Origin of the sequence: Acinetobacter radioresistens DSM 6976 = NBRC 102413 = CIP 103788, assembly GCF_006757745.1 — a bacterium.
Taxonomy (GTDB): domain Bacteria; phylum Pseudomonadota; class Gammaproteobacteria; order Pseudomonadales; family Moraxellaceae; genus Acinetobacter; species Acinetobacter radioresistens.
The window spans coordinates 1,135,686-1,155,075 of record NZ_AP019740.1; the positions used below are offsets into that span (position 1 = coordinate 1,135,686).

Consider the following 19,390-nt stretch of genomic DNA (forward strand, 5'->3'; position numbering starts at 1 on the left):
TGAGGAGAATTTTAATGACAGAAGGTAAACAAATTAAGCGGAGTGTGTTTTTTATTTCTGATGGCACTGCGATCACCGCTGAAACCTTAGGTCACTCCTTATTAGCCCAGTTTCCTCATGTTGATTTTGATATACACATCATCCCTTATATCACTACTGAAGAAGCTGCAACCAAAGTCGTCGAAGAAATTAATACCCGTGCAGATCAAGAAGGCGAGCAGCCTTTGGTATTTGATACGCTGGTTGACCCTAACGTGCGTGATATTATCAATACGGCTAATGCAGTAAATCTGGACGTATTTGAGGGCCTTATCAGTAAGCTTTCCGATGTACTTGGCACACCTCCAACGACTTTGGTCGGGCAAACGCACGCTGTAACAGATTCTGAATCTTATAAAGCGCGTATTGATGCAGTACATTTTGCCTTAGATAATGATGATGGAGCACGTACCCGTCATTATGATAAAGCTGATCTTATTTTAATTGGAGTTTCCCGTTCAGGGAAAACACCTACTTCAATTTACCTGTCGCTCCAGTTTGGTATCAGGGTAGCAAACTATCCATTGACTGAAGAGGATCTGGACGATAACCGCTTACCAGCAGTACTTAAAGCACATAAGCATAAATTATTTGGATTGATGATTGATGCAGAGCGGCTGGTTGCCATTCGTACTGAACGTAAGGCCAATAGCCGCTATGCAAGTTTTAGCCAGTGCCAGATGGAATTACGTGCGGTAGAGGGAATTTATATTTCTGAAGGAATTAAATACCTGAATGTCTCAGAAATGTCGATTGAAGAAATTTCTACCCGTATTTTACAGATGACTGGACTTAAACGCCGTATTGGATAAATGTGTTACACAGCAGTATGACAGAACTCATACTGCTATTTTGTATAAAGACTTTTAGCTTGTTAAAATGTAAATCATTAAAGTGAGCAGCAATGTTAAAGAAAATTTTACTCGCAAGTTTACTGAGCTTTTCTTTTTCAAGTTACGCACAAACTCTGAGTCAATTTGAAAGTGGATTGCTCAAGCAGTATCAGCAAACTGAGATAAATAGCCGTATAGATGCAGATCAGTATAATCAGCAAATAGCTGAGGCTATACAAAAACAGTTGCTCAGCAATCCTGCAAGCTTTAATTATTCGTTCAAACAGCTGGTTGATGCAGGTAAATTGTCTATTAATTATAGTCCTGACAAAAAATTAAAATTTTATAGTTTTGATATTTCATCGGGTGGCACCATGCGTGAATTTGAGACTTGGGTACAGATCAATTCAGGAAAGCGTATTATGACCCAGCAAGTACCAACTGCCAGCCTGGTTCAGAATGTCTATCAAACAAACTTTAAAAATATGACTGTCTATTTAGTGCGCGACATCGTCATTGGAAGCAGTCGTGAAGGTGCTTATAGTATTCAGGCGTTGCAACTTTCTCGGCAAAAACTTCGTCCTGTACAGATCTTTGAGACAAAAACTAAAAAGTTAAGTGAGATTGCCGTCGAGTATGATCGTGCGAATTTCCCTGAAAATCAGCCAGCATTTGAAGATTACCAACAGCTACCGCAGCAATTTATTCGGGTATCAAAAGACCTGAAGTATATTGATATCCGTGTCATTCAGGCATCCGGGAAATTGACTTCACAATATTTGCGCTATGTTAAGGCCGCAACGGCTTACCATTATCAGGGTACGGTGCAGTAAAAATCTTTTGGGTAAAAAAAGAGGCCTTAATTGCCTCTTTTTTATTTATTTTAATTTTAAACATAAGTGGTAATAATTACGTCTATTAGATGTTCGACACCTTCCATACTCTGTATGGAATCGGCATTAATTCTGACCACAGGCCAGGTGATCAGTTTACAGTTATCGCGTTGCAGGGCTATGTAGTAATTATCCGATTTAAAAAACTTTTTATTTTCTGCACCTGTATTTGGTGTCAATTGGCGTCTTAACCACGTTTCTTTAACTTGGGCCTCAAGATGGCGGATAGCCAGCAGACTTTTAATACGATTATTAAATAAGCGGCGATTTTTGATAATTAACGGATGAGAAATCAGTTTGTGAATATGACTCTGGGTCTTAGGCAAGATAAAATGGGGAGTAATCTGGAAAACTTTAACAAACTGTGCTTTTTGACAGATACTTTCCAGCTTACTAACAGTAGCCTGATCGGCACCAATAATTGCAACTTTCAAATCGCTTAAATCATACTGGTCAATATGCTCTGATGAAATAAGCTGGCCACGGAAACTCTCAAAGTCCCGGGCAATATTCTGAAAAATAACCGGTTTATGCGGGTCTTTGGATTTAGTATTCATTTTATGCCTCAATTTTTATTGTTAGGATGCAGCTTTTGATTCTGAAGTTAATTCATATATCCAAGAAGGAATCCGAGGTAAAGCCTTTTCTGGAAGCTTGTCAGTCATACTCACCATTGCATCAACGGGAATATGAAAAAATTTCCTGTCTCGGTTAATGACATTTTTAGCATGCCAGTTAATAATTTGGAACCATGGATTACGTCGTCCTTGTTGTGTACGTCCGCCGATTCGAGTGAATTTATTCATTGCTTGATACAGGTTATCTTCAGGTAAGCCCAGTTTAACAATATTGTCGCGCATTTTATTGATCAGGGGTAAGTAGGCTAAAATACCCAGTACTAAACGCGGATCAACAATGCGAGCTGCCATCTGGCCTAGCTGAATCAGATTTTTATGCATTCCCTGCTGCTCCATGACACTGAAACCTACACCTAGATGCCGTGCTTCATCCGCATTGATCAGCTCAAATGCCTGATGACAGACCGGGTCATCTACCGTATCAAGTAAAAATTTACACAATGCACCATCCAGAGCGACTTCAAGCATTGGGATAACTGCACCAAGAATATAAAAGGGCATATCATCGGCATAGGTATCGAGCCATTCAATAATCAGGCGCAAATTCTTGTTGGGTTTGGGGATATCGCTCTCAAGCATTCCCCAGCGTTTCATCAGTGCCATTTCTGCATTCGCATGGCGTTGTTCTTCAGCATGGAAAATGGCATACATTTCGCGTAGGGTTGCATTAGGTGCTTTTTTTGACATGGCTGAAAATGCCCGTGCACCCACATGTTCGATCCACATCAGATCAGCCATAAAGTCTTTTAGTTTTGGCCATTATTCTGCGGTAATTTTTTCCCGACCTGGCGCATTCCAGTCAATATCGGATAAACACCACTGAGTACTTTTGACCTTTTGCAGCATTTTTTCCAGATCGATAGTTGCCATAGCTGTCTTCCTGTATTTTCTATTTTTTAATAGTGTAGGAAGCTGTAGCACTAAAAGAATAGGCAGAAATGCTTAAACTTGATGGACAAAAAAGTCAATGAAGTAAAGTATTGATTGTTGAATAATTTTTTAGCTAAATTATTGATAATAAAAGAAAGGCTTGTCATTTTAGGACAAGCCTTATCTTTAAATAGAATCTCATTAGGCAGAATGCTTAAGATCCATCAGTAAGCTAAACGTTTCAAGTCGTTTTTGAGTGTCATAAATATCACAGGTAAAAATAAACTCATCAACTTCATAATCATGCAGCAACTGTTCTAAGCCGGCTTTAACAGTAGCAGGGGAGCCAATCTGGCCCATTGCATAAAAGTTACGTACAGAGAGCTGTTCAGCTGGTGTCCACAAGCCATCCATACTTTCTACAGGTGGTTTAAGTTTTAGGCTCTGACCACGAATAAGCCCTAGAACACGCTGATAGGCACTGGTAGCCAGATAGTTTGCTTCTTCATCTGTAGGTGCAACGACGACCGGTACGCCCATAGAAACATAAGGTTTTTCAAGATACTCGGAGGGTTCAAAATTTTCTCTATAAAGCTGAATGGCCTGACCAAGCATACGCGGTGCAAAATGAGAAGCAAAAGAGTAGGGGAGCCCGAGCCTTGCTGCCAGCTGTGCACTGAACAGGCTAGAACCTAATAGCCACACAGGTACATGCGTTCCCTGTCCTGGTGTTGCTACAATTCTTTGTCCGGGTTGAGGTTCTTTAAAGTAGTGCAGGATTTCCTGTACATCCTGTGGAAACTGGTCTTCAGTTTCCTGCCGACCACGACGTAGAGCACGCATAGTTACCTGATCTGTGCCTGGAGCACGGCCCAGACCCAATTCAACCCGATCCGGATATAAGGTCGCTAGAGTACCAAACTGTTCAGCAACGACCAGTGGTGCATGGTTAGGCAACATAATTCCACCTGAACCGACGCGTAAATGCTCTGTATTGGCCAAGAGATATCCGAGCAGAACAGCAGTTGCCGAACTGGCAATCCCGTCCATATTATGATGTTCAGCCAACCATAAACGCTCATAGCCTAGCTTTTCAGCATGTTGGGCTAATTCAAGAGAATGTTCGAGGGAGAAGCGAACGGTCTTGTCATCACGGACAGGAACCAATTCCAGAATAGAAAATCGAGTGTTGGCAAGATTAGGCATTATGATTCCAGATTAAGACAATTACTGAAAAGCATACGACTTTAAACAGGTTTTGTATATCGATAAAAAACGATATAAATACAAAAATAAAAAAAGCATCCGAAGATGCTTAAAGAGATAACTGGGAAATTAATTAATAACGTTTACCATTTTTATAATGACCTAAATGGCGGCCATTATCAGTATAGCGGTTGTTGTTGTAGCGGTAATCATTGTAACGATAACGATTTGAGCTATAACGACGCTCATCCCGGTCATCATAACGACGGTCTTCACTTACACGCTGGCCTAATACTGAGCCGCCGGCAGAACCTAGCGCCGCACCAATATAACCACCATTTGTACCGCCCATATTCTTCCCAACGCTATAACCTGCTCCGGCACCTAGGGCACCTCCAATAATTGCGCCATTACGGTCGCGCTTATTGCTGGAAACCGCAGCACCTGCACCGCCACCTACAGCTGAGCCAATCATTGCTCCTGTTTGTCCACCCATGTGCTGCCCAATTGCGGCACCTACTACACCGCCTAAAGCGGATGTAATTGCAGTATTGGTTGCATTACCTGCATTACCTGCTGTCATACCCATGGCTGAGGTTGCTACAACAGCGATCATTAGAATTTTATAGTTCATGAGTACACCTGTAAATATATCTGAATCTGATTTCTATAGATCAAAATTAATAGTGCAAACCTGACTCAGCATGAAGATAACGTTATGAAATTGTATTTTGCTTATCCTTAATTTATCCGTAATTGTGCATACCCGTCTTATGCATTAAAAAAGCACCCGAAGGTGCTTGAATCTTGACTGCTATTATTAACGGTGACGACGGTATTTTTTATTCCATTGACGAGAGTTATAATAACGGCGGTCATCGTCTTTATCTTTAGCGATTTTATTGCCTAAAGCTGCGCCTCCGGCTGCTCCCAGTGCGGAACCGATCAGGCCACCAGTTGAACCACCCATCTGTTTACCCAGGGCATAACCACCTACACCACCTACACCACCACCAATCGCAGATTCAGTACGGTTACGTTTATTACTCGCTACAGCTGCACCACCTGCACCACCTAGTGCCGAACCAATCATTGCACCAGTGTTACCACCCATATTTCTACCTAATGCTGTGCCTGCTACACTTCCGAGCGCACTTGCTGCTGCAACACGAGTGGTGTTGTCTGCATATGCATTTACAGTCATCATTGATGTAGTTGCTAAGGCTGCACTTAATAAAACTGTATTTAATTTCATTTTGTTCTCCATGTGCTCAGAACTTTTGAGGCTTATGCTTTCGTTGTGAGAAATGTAACAAAACGATTCGTACTAAATATGGAGAGCTGTCTCTGTATTTATAGTGTTTGGTTTCAGCTTTGTATGCTTTCTATTAAAAACGTCTAAAATCACGGCAAATAACTAGATTTTTAAAGCAAATATGGATGAATTCTGAAGATTAGCCTCCATATCTCTAAAAAATTTATAGAGGCAAAGTGTTACCTGCCAATAATGATGTCTTTTAAAAGTCAGAATCGGTACACTATGCGCAATTTTCTGATATGGCAGACTGTTTGATCGCTTTTAACAGTCGAATGCTGTTTGACTTGAGACATATTAAAAGATGAAAGAATCGCTACGTTTACGCCTTGATCAGTTATCTGACCGTTATGAAGAGCTGACCGCACTGCTGGCAGATGCTGAAGTTATTTCTGATAATAAACGCTTTCGCAAGCTGTCCCGGGAACATAGTGATCTAACTGAAATTACCGAAGTTTGGGCCAAATATCGTCAAGCTGAAGCAGATATTGAAACAGCTGAAGCCATGCTTTCTGACCCTGACTTTAAAGAAATGGCTCAGGAAGAAATTAGAGAGAACCGGGCCCTGATAGAGTCACTTGAAAGTCAGCTTAATATTCTGATGATTCCAAAAGACCCAAATGATGCCAATGCCGCATATCTGGAAATTCGTGCTGGAACAGGCGGTGATGAGGCGGCAATTTTCTCTGGTGATCTGTTCCGTATGTATAGTAAATATGCGGAATCATGTGGATGGCGGCTCGAAATTCTCTCTGAGAATGAAGGCGAACATGGCGGTTATAAAGAAATAATCTGTCGTGTCGATGGTGATGGTGTTTATGGCCGCATGAAATTTGAAAGCGGTGCACATCGAGTACAGCGTGTACCAGCCACAGAATCCCAGGGGCGGGTACACACTTCAGCATGTACTGTAGCGATACTTCCTGAAGTAGATGTGGATACCACAGTAGACATCAATCCGGCTGATTTACGTATTGATACTTATCGTGCATCAGGTGCCGGCGGTCAGCACATTAATAAAACGGACTCAGCTGTACGTATTACCCATATTCCTACCGGCACAGTAGTTGAATGTCAGGAAGAGCGTTCGCAGCACAAGAATAAAGCCAAAGCGATGTCACTTCTGGTTTCACGTTTAGAGAATGCTAAACGTGCTGCACAAGAATCTGCCACTTCTGAAATGCGCCGTGATCTGGTGGGTTCGGGCGACCGCTCTGAACGTATTCGTACCTATAACTATCCGCAGGGACGGATGACTGATCATCGTATTAATCTCACATTGTATAAGCTAGATGCCATTATGGAAGGTGATCTAAATGAGCTTTTAGATAGCTTGCATCGTGAATATCAGGCTGATCAGCTGGCAATGCTGGCACAGGAAAATGGCGGCTAATGAAACTTAGTGAGGCCTTGACAATTCGGGGCATACCAGACAGCTATGAACGTCAGGAAAATATCTGGCTACTTGAACATATTCTAAATATAAAAATGTTTGAGTTCAGGTTCCGTCAGGATAAAGAGCTGACGGCCGAGCAGCAGCATGCTTATCTGGCTGCATTGGCTCGACTGGAAGCCGGCGAACCTCTCGCATATATTCTTGGTTCACAGCCATTCTGGACACTTGATCTGAAAGTGACCCGAGATACACTGGTACCACGGCCAGATACTGAAGTACTGGTCGAAACTGTTTTGACGCTGGACTTGCCTGAAGAAACCAAGATGGTGGATTTAGGCACAGGTACAGGTGCCATCGCTCTGGCGCTAGCCTCAGAAAAACCTCACTGGTCGGTTCTGGCTACTGATGTTTATATGCCCACCCTTACAGTTGCCCGTGAAAATGCAGACAAACATGGTTTACAGCAGGTAGAGTTTGCTTGTGGAGCCTGGTTTGCAGCATTGAACCAGTTACCTGAGCCTATATTTGATTTAATCGTATCCAACCCACCCTATATCGATGCAGAAGATCGGCATATGAAAGATCTGGCCACAGAGCCGGTACGGGCTCTCGTTGCGCTTAAGCAAGGTCTGGCTGATTTGGAGACGATTATTGAGCAGGGTAAAAGCTGGTTAAGACCAGAAGGCTGGATTGTACTGGAGCATGGGTATGAACAAGCAAAAGCCGTACGCTCTTTCTTTGAGAATAAAGGGTTTGAGTCGGTTCGTACTGTAAAAGACTATAGTGGCAATGATCGAGTTACATTGGGTCAGCTAATCTGATCGAAACTTATTTATATCGGGGCTTCATTAGGAGCCTTTTATTTACTGGTCATAATTTTGCTAACCTAAGCCTTAGCTTTCTATAAATTTCATCAAGTGGCCTGTTGTTTTTCCGGTATCCTGAGCAGGATAATTACGAAAATTACAGTAGCGGGAAACAATATTTAACGCCATCTCTCAGCCGATAAAAAGTATTGCCATTCTATTTTAACTATTTAAAGCTGTTTTAAGTAGATGACAGAAACTAAAAGAGATTTATATAATTAATAGATAATTAAAGTTATCCCGCTAGCTATAAAAGAAATTTCTTCGCTGACCACAGACTGTTTTTATGGTCATTCTCTTTAAAGTGCAAGTTAGAGCTTGCTCCGATTCTGCCGATAAGTACCCGGACTGACCCCTGTCCACTTCTTGAAGGCACGGTGAAAAGCACTGGCATCATGAAAGTCGAGTTGTTCACTAATATCTTGTAATGAAAGATCAGTATGGGTCAGATATTCAATGGCTATATCACGACGGATATCATTTTTTAGCTGCTGATAGCTTACACCTTCATATTTTAAACGTCGATGCATAGTGGTTTCTGACAGATTAAAGCGAGCAGCAATGTCGGTAAGTTCCGGCCACTCTGCTGGTATAAGCTTACTTAAGTATTTACGAATACTAAAGCTTAAGGAATCAGGATTTTTATAACGAACCAGAAGATTCTGGGGAGTATGCTTTAAAAAATCGTACCAGGCATTTTTATCTTTCTTAATTTTTATTTCAAGATAATGCCGGCTAAACTCAATCCGGTTTTGAGAAGCGCCATAGTAGATTTTTTCACAGAACCGAACCCGATAATCCTGATCATCTAGAGGCTGCATGCACCGCAGTTCAATTTTATCCAATATCACACGCTGGCCACTCAACCAGCATATTAAGCCATGTACCAGCATCAGATAAGTCGCGTAACTGAACATCCGTTTGACTGGACCTTGATCATGCAGCACCAGAAAAGCTTTATCTTGTTCAAGCTGAAGCTCAGCCTGTAAATCATCCAGTATAAAGTTCAGAAACTTCAGCATATCCTGAACTGCTTTTTCAAGTGTCTCTGCCTGTAGCAGCATTTTACTGAGTAACTGGTAACTACCACGACGCATGGGATGGCTATCCATCCCGAAGAACTCATCATTCATGTGATCAGCCAGTTCAGTCCAGAGACAGGCATATGCTGAAACCGGAATACGTGCTTTGGCTGAGTGCAGAATTTCAGGTGCTATTTCTGCTTTTTGCAGAATGAGCCGGGTATCAAGTCCACGGCTATAGGCCACCATCAAGGCTTCATGAACCAGACTGACGGATATTGTTCCTTTGCTTTCTTCTAAATCTGTCCGGTCCATTATATTTTCACTTGATCCCATCATGAATAATTGTTTGTAGAGCAGTTGGCCAGATTGCCCAAAACTGGCATCGCAATTGCACAATTTGGAAATTGTACTGTAAATAGAGAGCCATTACCCTGCATTTAACTAAACGTTTTATTTGAAAAATATCGACAGCCGGATCGAAAAATATGAAAACTCAGGGAAAAGTATTTGTTATTACGGGTGGTGCTTCAGGCTTGGGCGCTGCCTCAGCACGACAATTGACCGGACAGGGTGCGCAAGTAATTCTGGTCGACATGAATCAGGATGCTGGTGAGCAGATGGTTCAGGAGCTGGGACCAAAAGCCCAGTTTGTAAAACTTGATGTTACAGATGAAATCGCTGTCCAGCAGCTTTTTATCAATATCTCACAACAGTTTGGTGCATTGCACGGCTTAATCAACTGTGCCGGGATTGCACCTTCAGCCAAAATACTGGGGAAAAATGGGCTACATGAGCTCGCTCTATTTCAACGTGCTCTGGACATCAATGTAACTGGTAGTTTTAACATGCTGCGCTTTGCAGCTGAGTTAATGTCCAGAAACTCTATTGAAGAAGGGGAGGAAGAGCGCGGTATTATCATTAATACGGCATCTGTAGCGGCATTTGAAGGACAGATCGGGCAGGCTGCATATTCGGCCTCTAAAGGTGCTGTGGTGGCTATGACCTTGCCGCTGGCCCGTGAATTGGCACAACACGCTATTCGGGTCATGACTATTGCGCCAGGTATCATGGAGACTCCAATGCTACAAGGCCTGCCAGAGAAAGTGCAGGAAGCATTAGGACAAATGGTACCGTTTCCACCACGATTAGCTAAACCCGCAGAGTTTGCCAAACTGGTTGCTCATATTGTTGAAAATACCTATTTGAATGGGGAAGTAATTCGTCTGGACGGTGCAATCCGTATGGCTGCCAAATAATACAAGGAAGTAAGCTGATGATTTTAACTGCCGAGCAACGTATGGTTCAGGACATGCTTCGTGATTATTCACAGCAAAAACTGAAACCCACTGCTGCCCACCGTGATAAAACGCATGAATTTCCTGCTCAGGAACTTAAAGAGCTGGCTGAGCTGGGTGCTTTTGGTATGGCGATACCAGTTGAATGGGGTGGAGCTGGACTTGACTATATTTCACTGGTGCTTGCTCTAGAGGAAATAGCGGCAGGTGATGGTGCAATTTCAACCATCATTAGCGTACAGAATTCATTGCCTTGTGGTATTACCTATGCATATAGCACTGAGGCACAAAAGCAGGAGTATCTGACCCGCTTTGCCTCAGGTGAATGGCTGGGCTGCTTTTGTCTGACTGAACCGCATGTTGGTTCAGATGCAAGTGCTATCAGTTGCCGTGCTGAACGTGACGGTGATGAATGGGTCATTAATGGCACCAAGCAGTTTATTACCTCAGGTAAACATGCACAGGTTGCGCTGGTTTTTGCAGTTACAGATAAAACCGCAGGCAAAAAAGGTATCTCGTGCTTTTTAGTACCGACTCATACACCTGGTTATGTGGTCGCAAATATTGAAGATAAAATGGGACAGCATGCCTCAGATACGGCCACAATTATTTTTGAAAACTGCAGGATTCCTGCGGAAAATTTGCTGGGTAAGGAAGGAGAAGGTTACAAGATTGCACTTTCAAATCTGGAAGCAGGCCGTATAGGAATTGCAGCGCAATCTGTAGGAATGGCGCGTGCTGCTTTAGACGCTGCTGTACAGTATGCGAATGAACGTAAGGCTTTTGGTGTAGAAATTGTGCAGCATCAGGCAGTGGCTTTTCGTCTAGCAGATATGGCTACACAAATTGAAGCAGCCCGGCAGCTGGTTTTTCATGCAGCTAGTCTGAAAGATGCTGGTCTGCCTTGTTTGAAAGAAGCCTCAATGGCAAAACTGTTTGCTTCTACCATGGCAGAGCGGGTCTGTTCAGATTCTATACAAATTCATGGGGGCTATGGCTATGTAACTGATTTTCCGGTCGAGCGTATCTATCGGGATGTTCGGGTTAGCCAGATTTATGAAGGTGCATCAGATATTCAGAGACTGGTGATTGCACGCGAAGTCACGAAAATCTGAAACTCCACCTCTTTTTAGATTGAAAACTATCATGATCAGCCTGGATAATTTGAGTCATAGGCTGAATATGGCAGCTTATTTGACAGTTTTGGAAATTGTCACCAAAACCTACAAGCTTTATTTTAAGTAAATCAAATTTATATAGAAGCTGAAGTCTCAAAAACTGAAGCAGTGACATAACAATAAAAATAGGGCTATGGCGGATCACAAGTGATCTGTGGCCTTACAGGAACAAGAGGTCATCGGGATGAAGACACTAGAACAGGCATATCAGGATTTTGATCTGCAACAGGTAATTCAGCAACAACTTCTGGGTACGCCTGAAGCTGTCAACGCCTATATAGAGTGTTGTGAGCGTCATACGGGTTCTAACCGTATTGCCTTGTACTGGCAAGGTAAAGACGGCCAACAGGCCGAGTACAGTTTTGATCAGCTGGCTCAGGCGTCAGGCCAATTGGCAAATTATTTCAAATCATTAAATATTCAGCCGGGAGACTGTGTTGCAGGGCTAATGCCAAGAACAGTGGAATTACTGATTACAATTTTAGCCACATGGCGTATTGGGGCAGTCTATCAGCCACTATTTACTGCATTTGAATCTAAAGCAATTGAGCACAGATTAACCACAGCCAATACCCGTCTGGTAGTGACTCATCACGAACAGCGAACCAAACTAAATGGAATTAGTATTCCATCAATTCTTACAGTCAATCTTGAAGAATACTCTGTGCCTCATCTGGAGAATGAAAGAGATTTTTGGCAAATACTCAAGCAGTATCCTGAAAACTGTCCAGCGACTATGCGCAGCTTTGAAGATGATTTCCTGATGATGTTTACCTCAGGTACGACCGGTCTGGCCAAGTCTGTGCCGGTTCCGCTAAAAGCAATGGTAGCGTTCAAAGGTTATATGCAGCATGCCGTCGATTTGCAAGAACAGGATTCATTCTGGAATCTTGCTGATCCGGGCTGGGCCTATGGACTGTATTATGGTGTTACAGGTCCATTAAGCCTAGGTCATAGTATTATTATGGATGAGCGAGGTTTTACGGTAGATCATGCATTGGAAGTCATTCGCAAGTATCGGGTCAGTAACCTGACTGGATCGCCTACTGCATTTCGCATGTTTTTTGGATTCAAACACAAATTTGACGAGAAAATCAGTGAGCATCTACGTGTAGTTAGCAGTGCTGGTGAGCCTTTAACACCAGAAGTCATTCACTGGTTTAAAGATAGTTTGGGGGTCAATATTTACGATCAATACGGCCAAACTGAACTGGGCATGGTAATTGCCAATCATCATGCCCTGGAGCATCCTAAAAAGGTGGGTTCTGCTGGTTATGCCATACCCGGGCACCGTTTTGTAGTATTGGACTCGCAACATCAGGAACTGGGTGAGGGCGGTATTGGAATTTTGGGACTTGACTGCGAGCAGTCTCCCTTATTCTGGTTTAAGGGGTATGACGGGCATAACCGTAAAGCCTTTGCCGGAAAATATTATTTGACAGGCGATACAGTCAAGCTAAATGAATTGGGTGGAATCGATTTTATTGGACGTGCTGACGATGTAATTACTACATCAGGTTATCGGGTAGGTCCGTTTGATGTAGAAAGTACCCTGCTTGAGTGCGAAGAGGTACTCGAATCTGCGGTCGTGGGTAAACCTGATCCTGAACGCACTGAAATTGTCAAAGCGTTCGTGGTACTTAAAGATCAGTATATGGCTTCTGAGCTACTTAAAGATAAATTACAAACCTATGTGCGTTCGCGTTTATCTAAACACGCTTATCCTAAAGAAATCGAATTTGTAAGTCAGCTACCAAAAACATCGAGTGGTAAAATACAGCGCAACCTGTTAAAACAACAAGAAATTTCTCAAATGGAAAAGAGAAAAGTGGGTTAAGGCATAAGATATTAAAAAAGCACCTATTCAGGTGCTTTTTATACATTGAGGCTGATTAAATTTTGTATCCTCAATACTCTACATAGTTACAGGTCAAGACGCTTATGCTCAGAGTCAGGCTCCTCTGTCTTACCGGTAATGTTACCTTTTAAGACTTTTAAAAGATGTGTAACCTTATTGTCAGTGACATTCCAGTATTCTGCACTAACTGCCTTGGCAACAAGTACACGCACACTTGGGTCATCCTTGCCATCAAACCAGTTTTCTGCCCATGGGTTCCATAACTTATCAATTAAAGCGCGATCTGTACTGATTTCTCCATGTGCACTGATGGATACATAAATATCGTCAGAGGGTTTGGAAAAAGCCAATCCAAGTTGATTACGGCCTGCCTCAACCGCCTGCACAATATCATTGGTATCTTTTAAAATAAAATACACATTCTGGTCTTCATCCATACGTTCTGAGTTCAGCATAGTCATTGGCTGAGCATGAATTTCATGAGTTTCAGTCTGATGACTGATCATTGCAAAACGTACATCTTTAATAAGTTCCCATAATTTTTCACGATTTTCATGTTCTGTCATAACGATTCTCCTAATGTTAAGGTTTTCTTTAATTTAAATGATTTAATCTTGAGAACCTGTTCAGATTAAAACGATTTTTAGGAAAATAAGTCGTTGTCTCACTTAACTTATACATTTCAACAATGAAAGAACTCATCAATAAACAGAAAGTACATAACTAGAGTCTGAGAAGCTTTTAGATGGGGAAATTATGGTTAACATAACGATCTATATTCTGGGAGCTGTTATAGCTTTACTATAAAATCAGCAGTTAAAACTATGAAAGATTCAGGATAGAATTACACACGCCGCAGAGCAGTCAGGGAAATGTAAGGTGATAAAACAAGATAACTGTCAGGAACTGAGTGATAATGAAATGCACTTGTACAGCCGCCAGATTTTACTCGATGGCTGGGATATTGACGCGCAGGAAAAACTCAAGCTGGCAAATGTCCTGATTGTTGGGGCAGGCGGGATCGGTTGCACCTCTGCCGAGTTGCTGGCACGGGCAGGCGTAGGTAAAATTACCGTAATTGATGCTGACACCGTGGAAATCAGTAATTTGCAGCGACAGACTGCTTTTTTGCCACAAGATGTCGGTTTTTATAAGGCTGAAATACTGGCGAAACGTTTAAAAGAGATCAATCCCTATATTCTGGTAGAACATGTTAATCAACGGCTTGATGCAGAAAATATAGTTGATTTAATTGCCAGACAGGACTTGGTTCTGGACGGATGCGATAATTTCTCTACTCGCTATCTGGTAAACCAAGTGTGTTATATACAACAGGTTCCTTTATTGAGTGCTTCAGCCATTGGCTTTCAAGGCCAGCTTTTTATGGTAGAAGGTAACTCTGCCTGTTATGAATGTATTTTTCCTAAAGGCCAGCATACGGATGAAAGTTTGCGCTGTGCTGATTCGGGAGTCTTGGCCACTACACCGGTAATGATGGCGTCATTACAAGCGCATCATGCTTTATTATATTTAGGTTTAAATCTTTTACCATTACGAGAAAAACTTTTACTCTGGGATGGTTTGAGTATGAAACAACGTATACTTAAATTTGAAAACGATACAAATTGTTCAGCCTGTCGAGCAAAAAGCCCTTTAAACTAGGGTGTATTTGTTAAAATCTCTCTCATTATTCTTGTATTTATAAGCTATGAAAAAAAATATATGGTTTGAAAGCATGCGGTCTGTAGCCCGTATAGGTGAAACTGCAGTAATCGCAGCCAAGACAGGCATTAAATATGCCACCGCGGCTGAAAAGCCCAATAATGCTAAAATGATGCGTGAAACTTTTGAATCCTTGGGTTCTACCTATATTAAACTTGGCCAGTTTATTGCCAGTACACCTTCACTTTTTCCACGTGAATTTGTTGAAGAATTTCAGGGTTGTCTGGATCAGACCCCTACTTTGCCTTTTTCTTATATTCAACAGGTTCTGGCTTCAGAATTTGCAGATCGTGACTTGTCTGAAATTTTTGCTTCAATTGATGAGACACCACTGGCATCTGCGTCTATAGCACAGGTTCATGCCGCCAAACTTAAAAGTGGTGAAGATGTGGTGATCAAAGTACAAAAGCCCGGTGTGGAAACCATTTTGTATACTGATCTGAATGTTTTACACTGGGCCACCAAACTTTTGGAAAAAGTCGTACCCAAGGTCAAGTTTGCTTCACTGGCTGATATTGTTGATGAGATCAAGACACGTATGGTACGTGAAGTTGACTTTATTGAAGAAGCACAAAACCTCGATGATTTTATTGAGTATTTGAAAATCAGCCAAAATCAGGCTGCTACAGCACCAAAGGTTTATCATCAGTATTCTACCCGCCGTGTATTGACTATGCAGCGTCTGTATGGCGTACCTCTGACTGATTTTGAGGTGGTGAAAAAGTATGCTAAAGACCCGTCACAAGTGCTGATTACAGCTATGAATACCTGGTTTGGCAGTTTGATGCTCTGTAAGAGTTTCCATGCTGACTTGCATGCAGGTAATCTGATGCTGCTAGAAGATGGCCGGGTAGGTTTTATTGATTTTGGTATAGTCGGACAGTTAAAACCTGAAGTCTGGACAGCCTGTATTGCTTTTATGGATGCGTTGCAGCATACCAATTATCAGGCAATGGCAGAGAATATGCTAAATATGGGCATGACTGACCAGCAAATTGATGTACAGGTTTTAGCAGCGGATCTAGAGCGTTTATTTAGCGGGGTCTTACTGGCAGACCCACAAGAAATACTGTCTTCTAACCCGGCAGACTTAAATGACATCATGATGGATATGGTGGCTGTTGGTGAGCGGCACGGTATTCGGTTCCCGCGTGATTTTGCACTACTATTCAAGCAGATGCTATATTTCGACCGTTTTATGCGTGTTCTGGCGCCATATACTGATATTTATGCGGACCAACGTCTGCAAATGGTGCAGAATATGGATCCGAATTTATTGCTTAAACATTAATTAAATAAGTCAGGTCATTATGGATGCAATTATCATTGAGGGATTAAAGGTCGAAAGCGTCATCGGTTGCTTTAACTGGGAGCGCCAGATTACCCAGCCTTTACTGGTGGATCTCACGATCCACAATGACCTGAGCCGTTCAGCAGCCAGTGATGAGCTGCAAGATACACTTAATTATGCTGAAATCTGTGAGCTGACTACACAGGTCATCAAGCAGGCACAACCAAAACTGATTGAACATGCGGCGCAGTTAGTAATTGAAAAACTTTTTACTACCTTTTTTAGTATTGAATCTATTATTATTACGGTCCGCAAGCCTGCCATTATCGCGCAAGCAAATTCTGTAGGAATTCGTCTTGAACGCCACCGTAACATGCTATCTACTGGCTCTGGCCAGTAATCAACAGCCTCATCAATATTTCCAGTTTGCACGTTCCGCACTGGCACAGTTAGGACGGGTTCACTGGTCTAAAGTTTATCTGATTCCCTGTCGGGATAGTATTGGTGCAGATTACTGGAATGCTGCCTGTCTGCTTGAAAGTCAGTTAAGTGCAAAGCAGATGCAGCAATGGAGCAAAGAACTGGAACAGCAGGCTGGGCGTATCCGGCCTTCTCATTGTATTACTCTCGATGTGGATGTAATTGCATGGGGGAATAACTTGCAACAGTTAAACTTTAATTCTAGAAAGATGCCTCTGCCGCTGGATGTCAGAATTCCACTGCAGGATGTCGGGGTAAAATTACAGCCACAAAAAATCCAGCATCCGTATCCCTGCTGGAATATCGATATGCTGGATTAAAGTAGTTTTATATATCAGAAGACTAAATATTCCTGTGATTTAAAACTAAAGGACAAAGCATTAAATGTAGTAACTGGTTTTAGTCATCAGTTTAGAAATTGCTGTCATGGTCATCCGGACTGGATAAGGCAGATCAACCCCTCCGGCATTCAATGCAGTATCCCGGTGATGCAATTCATCTTCGTTCATCTGTTCCAGAATTTTTCGTGAACGGTCATCTTGGGCCGGTAACTGGCGAAGATGATCTTCCAGATGTAGACTGACCTGACGTTCAGTTTCGGCAACAAAGCCCAGACTATATTTATCACCTGCAATACCGGCAAGTGCGCCCATACCAAATGAAAGGCTGTACCAGACCGGATTAAGCAGGCTGGTGTGGCTATCAAGTTCCTTTAAACGGTCTTCACACCAAGCAAGATGATCCTGTTCCTCAATGGCCGCCTGTTCCATTTCCCGGCGCACATTTGGCAGCTTGGCAGTCAGTGCCTGACCATGATAAAGCGCTTGGGCACATACCTCACCACTGTGATTCACACGCATTAGACCAGCTACATGGCGGGCATCACTTACAGTCAGATGGGTATCAGAACTATGGGCGGGATTATCACGTTGGGCTGTAGTTGCGCCCGGAACCAGACTTCTTAGGGCCTGATCAAAAGATTGAATAAGACGGTCCATACCGGTGTAATGACGCATGGTTAATCCTCCAGGGAGTTTTGAGTATTTTCAAGCATCGGTTTTAGCCTGATCAACAGCCAAATGGTAAAAATAGCACTCAGTACCGCAGTGATGACAAAAAGTATTTTAATATCAATTTTAAGTATGCTTAAGATTAAAATAGAAAAGATGGCGGAACTTACCATAAAAACAGCATTTAATATGTTATTTGCTGCGACCACCCGTGCCCGGTGTGAGCGAGGTGAATAAGCCTGCATCATGGCATACAGTGGAACAATATAAAAACCGCCACTGATACCCAGTAAAGTGACTGCCAGCATGACATGATAATAAACCCAGCCCTGATGGAAAAAATCACTCAAACTCAGCATTTCACCAGTACGTTCGGGTACAAACATCAAGCTGCCAGCAAGATAAAGTGCAAATATAGTCAGACCTACTGCGCCCACAGGCACCATTTTGATATTGACCTCACCACCACCAATCTTGCGGCACAGTAACGAACCGACTCCAATGCCTACAGAGAAAAAGGTTAATAACAGGCTGACCACATTTTCAGAAGCGTGCAGATTTTGCTGGGTAAGCTGAGGAATTTGGGTCAGGTAAGTAGCACCATAAAACCAGTACCATGAGTTGCCAAGCAAAATAGTAAAAATTAATGGCAGACTTTTAGCATATTGAATTGTTTGGAAACTGGTTCTAAAAAAATTCCAGTCAATCTGGAGATCAGGGGCAGATACTTTTTGAGGTAAAATAAAACGGCTGGTTAAATAGCCTAAGCAAGCAATAACTACTACTGTCAGGCTGATCCAAAATAGATTGCCTTGAGAAATTGAGATTACGGCGCCGCCTAAAATCATGCCCATTAAAATCGCGATAGAGGTACCGGATTGAAACAGGGCATTACCAGACATTAACTCTTGTGGTTTTAAGATTTCAGGCAGAATCGCGTACTTAATTGGACCAAAAAAGGTCGAGTGAGTGCCCATCATAAATAGTGCAAGCAACAATAACCATAGGTTACCCATCAGAAAGCCTGCACTGCCAATTAGCATGATCATAATCTCGAGAATTTTAATCATACGAACCAGGCGTGAGCGTTCATAACGATCTGCAATTTGTCCGGCAGTTGCTGAAAAAATAAAGTAAGGCAAAATAAATAACAGGGCAGCTAAATTATTTAGGGTACTGACCGGCACACCTTGCTGGTGAATCCACCCATAAGTAATAACTAATAATAATCCCTGTTTATAAATATTATCATTAAGGGCCCCGAAAAATTGAGTTAAAAACATCGGCAGAAAGCGGCGCGAGTGAAGAAGATGTTCTGGTTTTTCCATGGGCAATAAACTTCATTAGTTTTATTAAGAAATGTGTGTAAATAGTAAAACTCTAAGTAATTTCATGTATGATATTTTTAACCGTTGAGCCATGAAAAACGAACTGTTTTGCCTGATTTCCGGTTTATTTATTAGGAAATTTTTCCA

General features: G+C 42.2%; 20 protein-coding genes. 11 read left to right on the forward strand and 9 right to left on the reverse strand.

Features of this window, described 5'->3' with window-relative positions:
* Window positions 1-14 precede the first annotated feature (14 nt).
* Together ppsR and ACRAD_RS05230 are read left to right on the forward strand one after the other, a co-directional pair.
* Window positions 15-851 carry a posphoenolpyruvate synthetase regulatory kinase/phosphorylase PpsR gene (gene ppsR, locus ACRAD_RS05225; RefSeq protein ID WP_005025465.1) on the forward strand — a complete coding sequence of 279 codons (837 nt, stop codon included), beginning with the start codon at window positions 15-17 and terminating at the stop codon, window positions 849-851.
* Window positions 852-943: 92 nt separating this feature from the next.
* Window positions 944-1,705 carry a hypothetical protein gene (locus tag ACRAD_RS05230; protein WP_005025467.1) on the forward strand — a complete coding sequence of 254 codons (762 nt, stop codon included), beginning with the start codon at window positions 944-946 and terminating at the stop codon, window positions 1,703-1,705.
* A gap of 56 nt (window positions 1,706-1,761) precedes the next feature.
* On the opposite strand, the gene ACRAD_RS05235 is transcribed toward ACRAD_RS05230, so the two are convergent.
* The 5 genes from ACRAD_RS05235 to ACRAD_RS05255 all read right to left on the reverse strand — a co-directional run bounded on the left by ACRAD_RS05235 (window position 1,762) and on the right by ACRAD_RS05255 (window position 5,734).
* Entirely contained in the window at window positions 1,762-2,322 is a 561-nt protein-coding gene (locus ACRAD_RS05235; protein ID WP_005025470.1) for an NAD(P)/FAD-dependent oxidoreductase, read from the reverse strand.
* A 21-nt stretch (window positions 2,323-2,343) separates the two neighbouring features.
* Window positions 2,344-3,141: a hypothetical protein gene (locus tag ACRAD_RS05240; protein ID WP_005025472.1), complete on the reverse strand. Its 798-nt coding sequence runs from the start codon at window positions 3,139-3,141 to the stop codon at window positions 2,344-2,346.
* A 333-nt stretch (window positions 3,142-3,474) separates the two neighbouring features.
* The gene (locus tag ACRAD_RS05245; RefSeq protein ID WP_005025477.1) at window positions 3,475-4,479 is read right to left on the reverse strand and encodes an LLM class flavin-dependent oxidoreductase; all 1,005 of its coding nucleotides are present in this window, start codon (window positions 4,477-4,479) and stop codon (window positions 3,475-3,477) included.
* A 133-nt stretch (window positions 4,480-4,612) separates the two neighbouring features.
* Window positions 4,613-5,113: a glycine zipper domain-containing protein gene (locus ACRAD_RS05250; RefSeq protein ID WP_005025480.1), complete on the reverse strand. Its 501-nt coding sequence runs from the start codon at window positions 5,111-5,113 to the stop codon at window positions 4,613-4,615.
* A 186-nt stretch (window positions 5,114-5,299) separates the two neighbouring features.
* Window positions 5,300-5,734 carry a glycine zipper domain-containing protein gene (locus tag ACRAD_RS05255; protein ID WP_005025482.1) on the reverse strand — a complete coding sequence of 145 codons (435 nt, stop codon included), beginning with the start codon at window positions 5,732-5,734 and terminating at the stop codon, window positions 5,300-5,302.
* Between the two features lie 364 nt (window positions 5,735-6,098).
* On the opposite strand from ACRAD_RS05255, the gene prfA reads away from it, so the two are divergent.
* Entirely contained in the window at window positions 6,099-7,187 is a 1,089-nt protein-coding gene (prfA, locus tag ACRAD_RS05260) for a peptide chain release factor 1 (protein WP_005014798.1), read from the forward strand.
* Window positions 7,187-8,011 carry a peptide chain release factor N(5)-glutamine methyltransferase gene (gene prmC / locus ACRAD_RS05265; RefSeq protein WP_005025484.1) on the forward strand — a complete coding sequence of 275 codons (825 nt, stop codon included), beginning with the start codon at window positions 7,187-7,189 and terminating at the stop codon, window positions 8,009-8,011. Before prfA ends, prmC begins: the two co-directional genes overlap by 1 nt.
* Window positions 8,012-8,367: 356 nt before the next feature.
* On the opposite strand, the gene ACRAD_RS05270 is transcribed toward prmC, so the two are convergent.
* Entirely contained in the window at window positions 8,368-9,393 is a 1,026-nt protein-coding gene (locus ACRAD_RS05270; protein ID WP_005025487.1) for an AraC family transcriptional regulator, read from the reverse strand.
* Window positions 9,394-9,566: 173 nt separating this feature from the next.
* Between ACRAD_RS05270 and ACRAD_RS05275 the strand changes: the two genes are divergently transcribed.
* From ACRAD_RS05275 to ACRAD_RS05285, 3 genes are all read left to right on the forward strand, one after another.
* On the forward strand, window positions 9,567-10,337 hold the full coding sequence (locus tag ACRAD_RS05275) for an SDR family NAD(P)-dependent oxidoreductase (RefSeq protein ID WP_005025489.1): 771 nt from the start codon (window positions 9,567-9,569) through the stop codon (window positions 10,335-10,337).
* Window positions 10,338-10,354: 17 nt separating this feature from the next.
* Entirely contained in the window at window positions 10,355-11,491 is a 1,137-nt protein-coding gene (locus tag ACRAD_RS05280) for an acyl-CoA dehydrogenase family protein (RefSeq protein ID WP_005025492.1), read from the forward strand.
* 247 nt (window positions 11,492-11,738) lie between these two features.
* The gene (locus ACRAD_RS05285) at window positions 11,739-13,391 is read left to right on the forward strand and encodes an AMP-binding protein (RefSeq protein ID WP_005025494.1); all 1,653 of its coding nucleotides are present in this window, start codon (window positions 11,739-11,741) and stop codon (window positions 13,389-13,391) included.
* A gap of 86 nt (window positions 13,392-13,477) precedes the next feature.
* Here ACRAD_RS05285 and ACRAD_RS05290 read toward each other — a convergent pair whose 3' ends face one another.
* Window positions 13,478-13,978: a pyridoxamine 5'-phosphate oxidase family protein gene (locus ACRAD_RS05290; protein ID WP_005014787.1), complete on the reverse strand. Its 501-nt coding sequence runs from the start codon at window positions 13,976-13,978 to the stop codon at window positions 13,478-13,480.
* Window positions 13,979-14,333: 355 nt separating this feature from the next.
* Here ACRAD_RS05290 and ACRAD_RS05295 point away from each other — a divergent pair, with 355 nt between their 5' ends.
* The 4 genes from ACRAD_RS05295 to ACRAD_RS05310 are packed head-to-tail and all read left to right on the forward strand — an operon-like array spanning window position 14,334 to window position 17,225.
* Window positions 14,334-15,074: a HesA/MoeB/ThiF family protein gene (locus tag ACRAD_RS05295; protein ID WP_005025496.1), complete on the forward strand. Its 741-nt coding sequence runs from the start codon at window positions 14,334-14,336 to the stop codon at window positions 15,072-15,074.
* A 46-nt stretch (window positions 15,075-15,120) separates the two neighbouring features.
* The gene (locus ACRAD_RS05300) at window positions 15,121-16,425 is read left to right on the forward strand and encodes an ABC1 kinase family protein (RefSeq protein WP_005014783.1); all 1,305 of its coding nucleotides are present in this window, start codon (window positions 15,121-15,123) and stop codon (window positions 16,423-16,425) included.
* A gap of 19 nt (window positions 16,426-16,444) precedes the next feature.
* Window positions 16,445-16,825 (forward strand): dihydroneopterin aldolase, encoded by a 381-nt coding sequence (folB, locus tag ACRAD_RS05305; RefSeq protein WP_005025498.1) that lies wholly within the window; start codon window positions 16,445-16,447, stop codon window positions 16,823-16,825.
* Entirely contained in the window at window positions 16,782-17,225 is a 444-nt protein-coding gene (locus ACRAD_RS05310) for a 2-amino-4-hydroxy-6-hydroxymethyldihydropteridine diphosphokinase (RefSeq protein WP_005025500.1), read from the forward strand. The genes folB and ACRAD_RS05310 overlap by 44 nt, the downstream gene beginning before the upstream one ends.
* A gap of 60 nt (window positions 17,226-17,285) precedes the next feature.
* Here ACRAD_RS05310 and coq7 read toward each other — a convergent pair whose 3' ends face one another.
* Window positions 17,286-17,921 carry a 2-polyprenyl-3-methyl-6-methoxy-1,4-benzoquinone monooxygenase gene (gene coq7, locus ACRAD_RS05315; protein WP_005025502.1) on the reverse strand — a complete coding sequence of 212 codons (636 nt, stop codon included), beginning with the start codon at window positions 17,919-17,921 and terminating at the stop codon, window positions 17,286-17,288.
* A gap of 2 nt (window positions 17,922-17,923) precedes the next feature.
* Window positions 17,924-19,243, reverse strand: coding sequence for an MFS transporter (locus tag ACRAD_RS05320; protein ID WP_005025504.1), 1,320 nt, complete (start codon window positions 19,241-19,243; stop codon window positions 17,924-17,926).
* Window positions 19,244-19,390 lie beyond the last annotated feature (147 nt).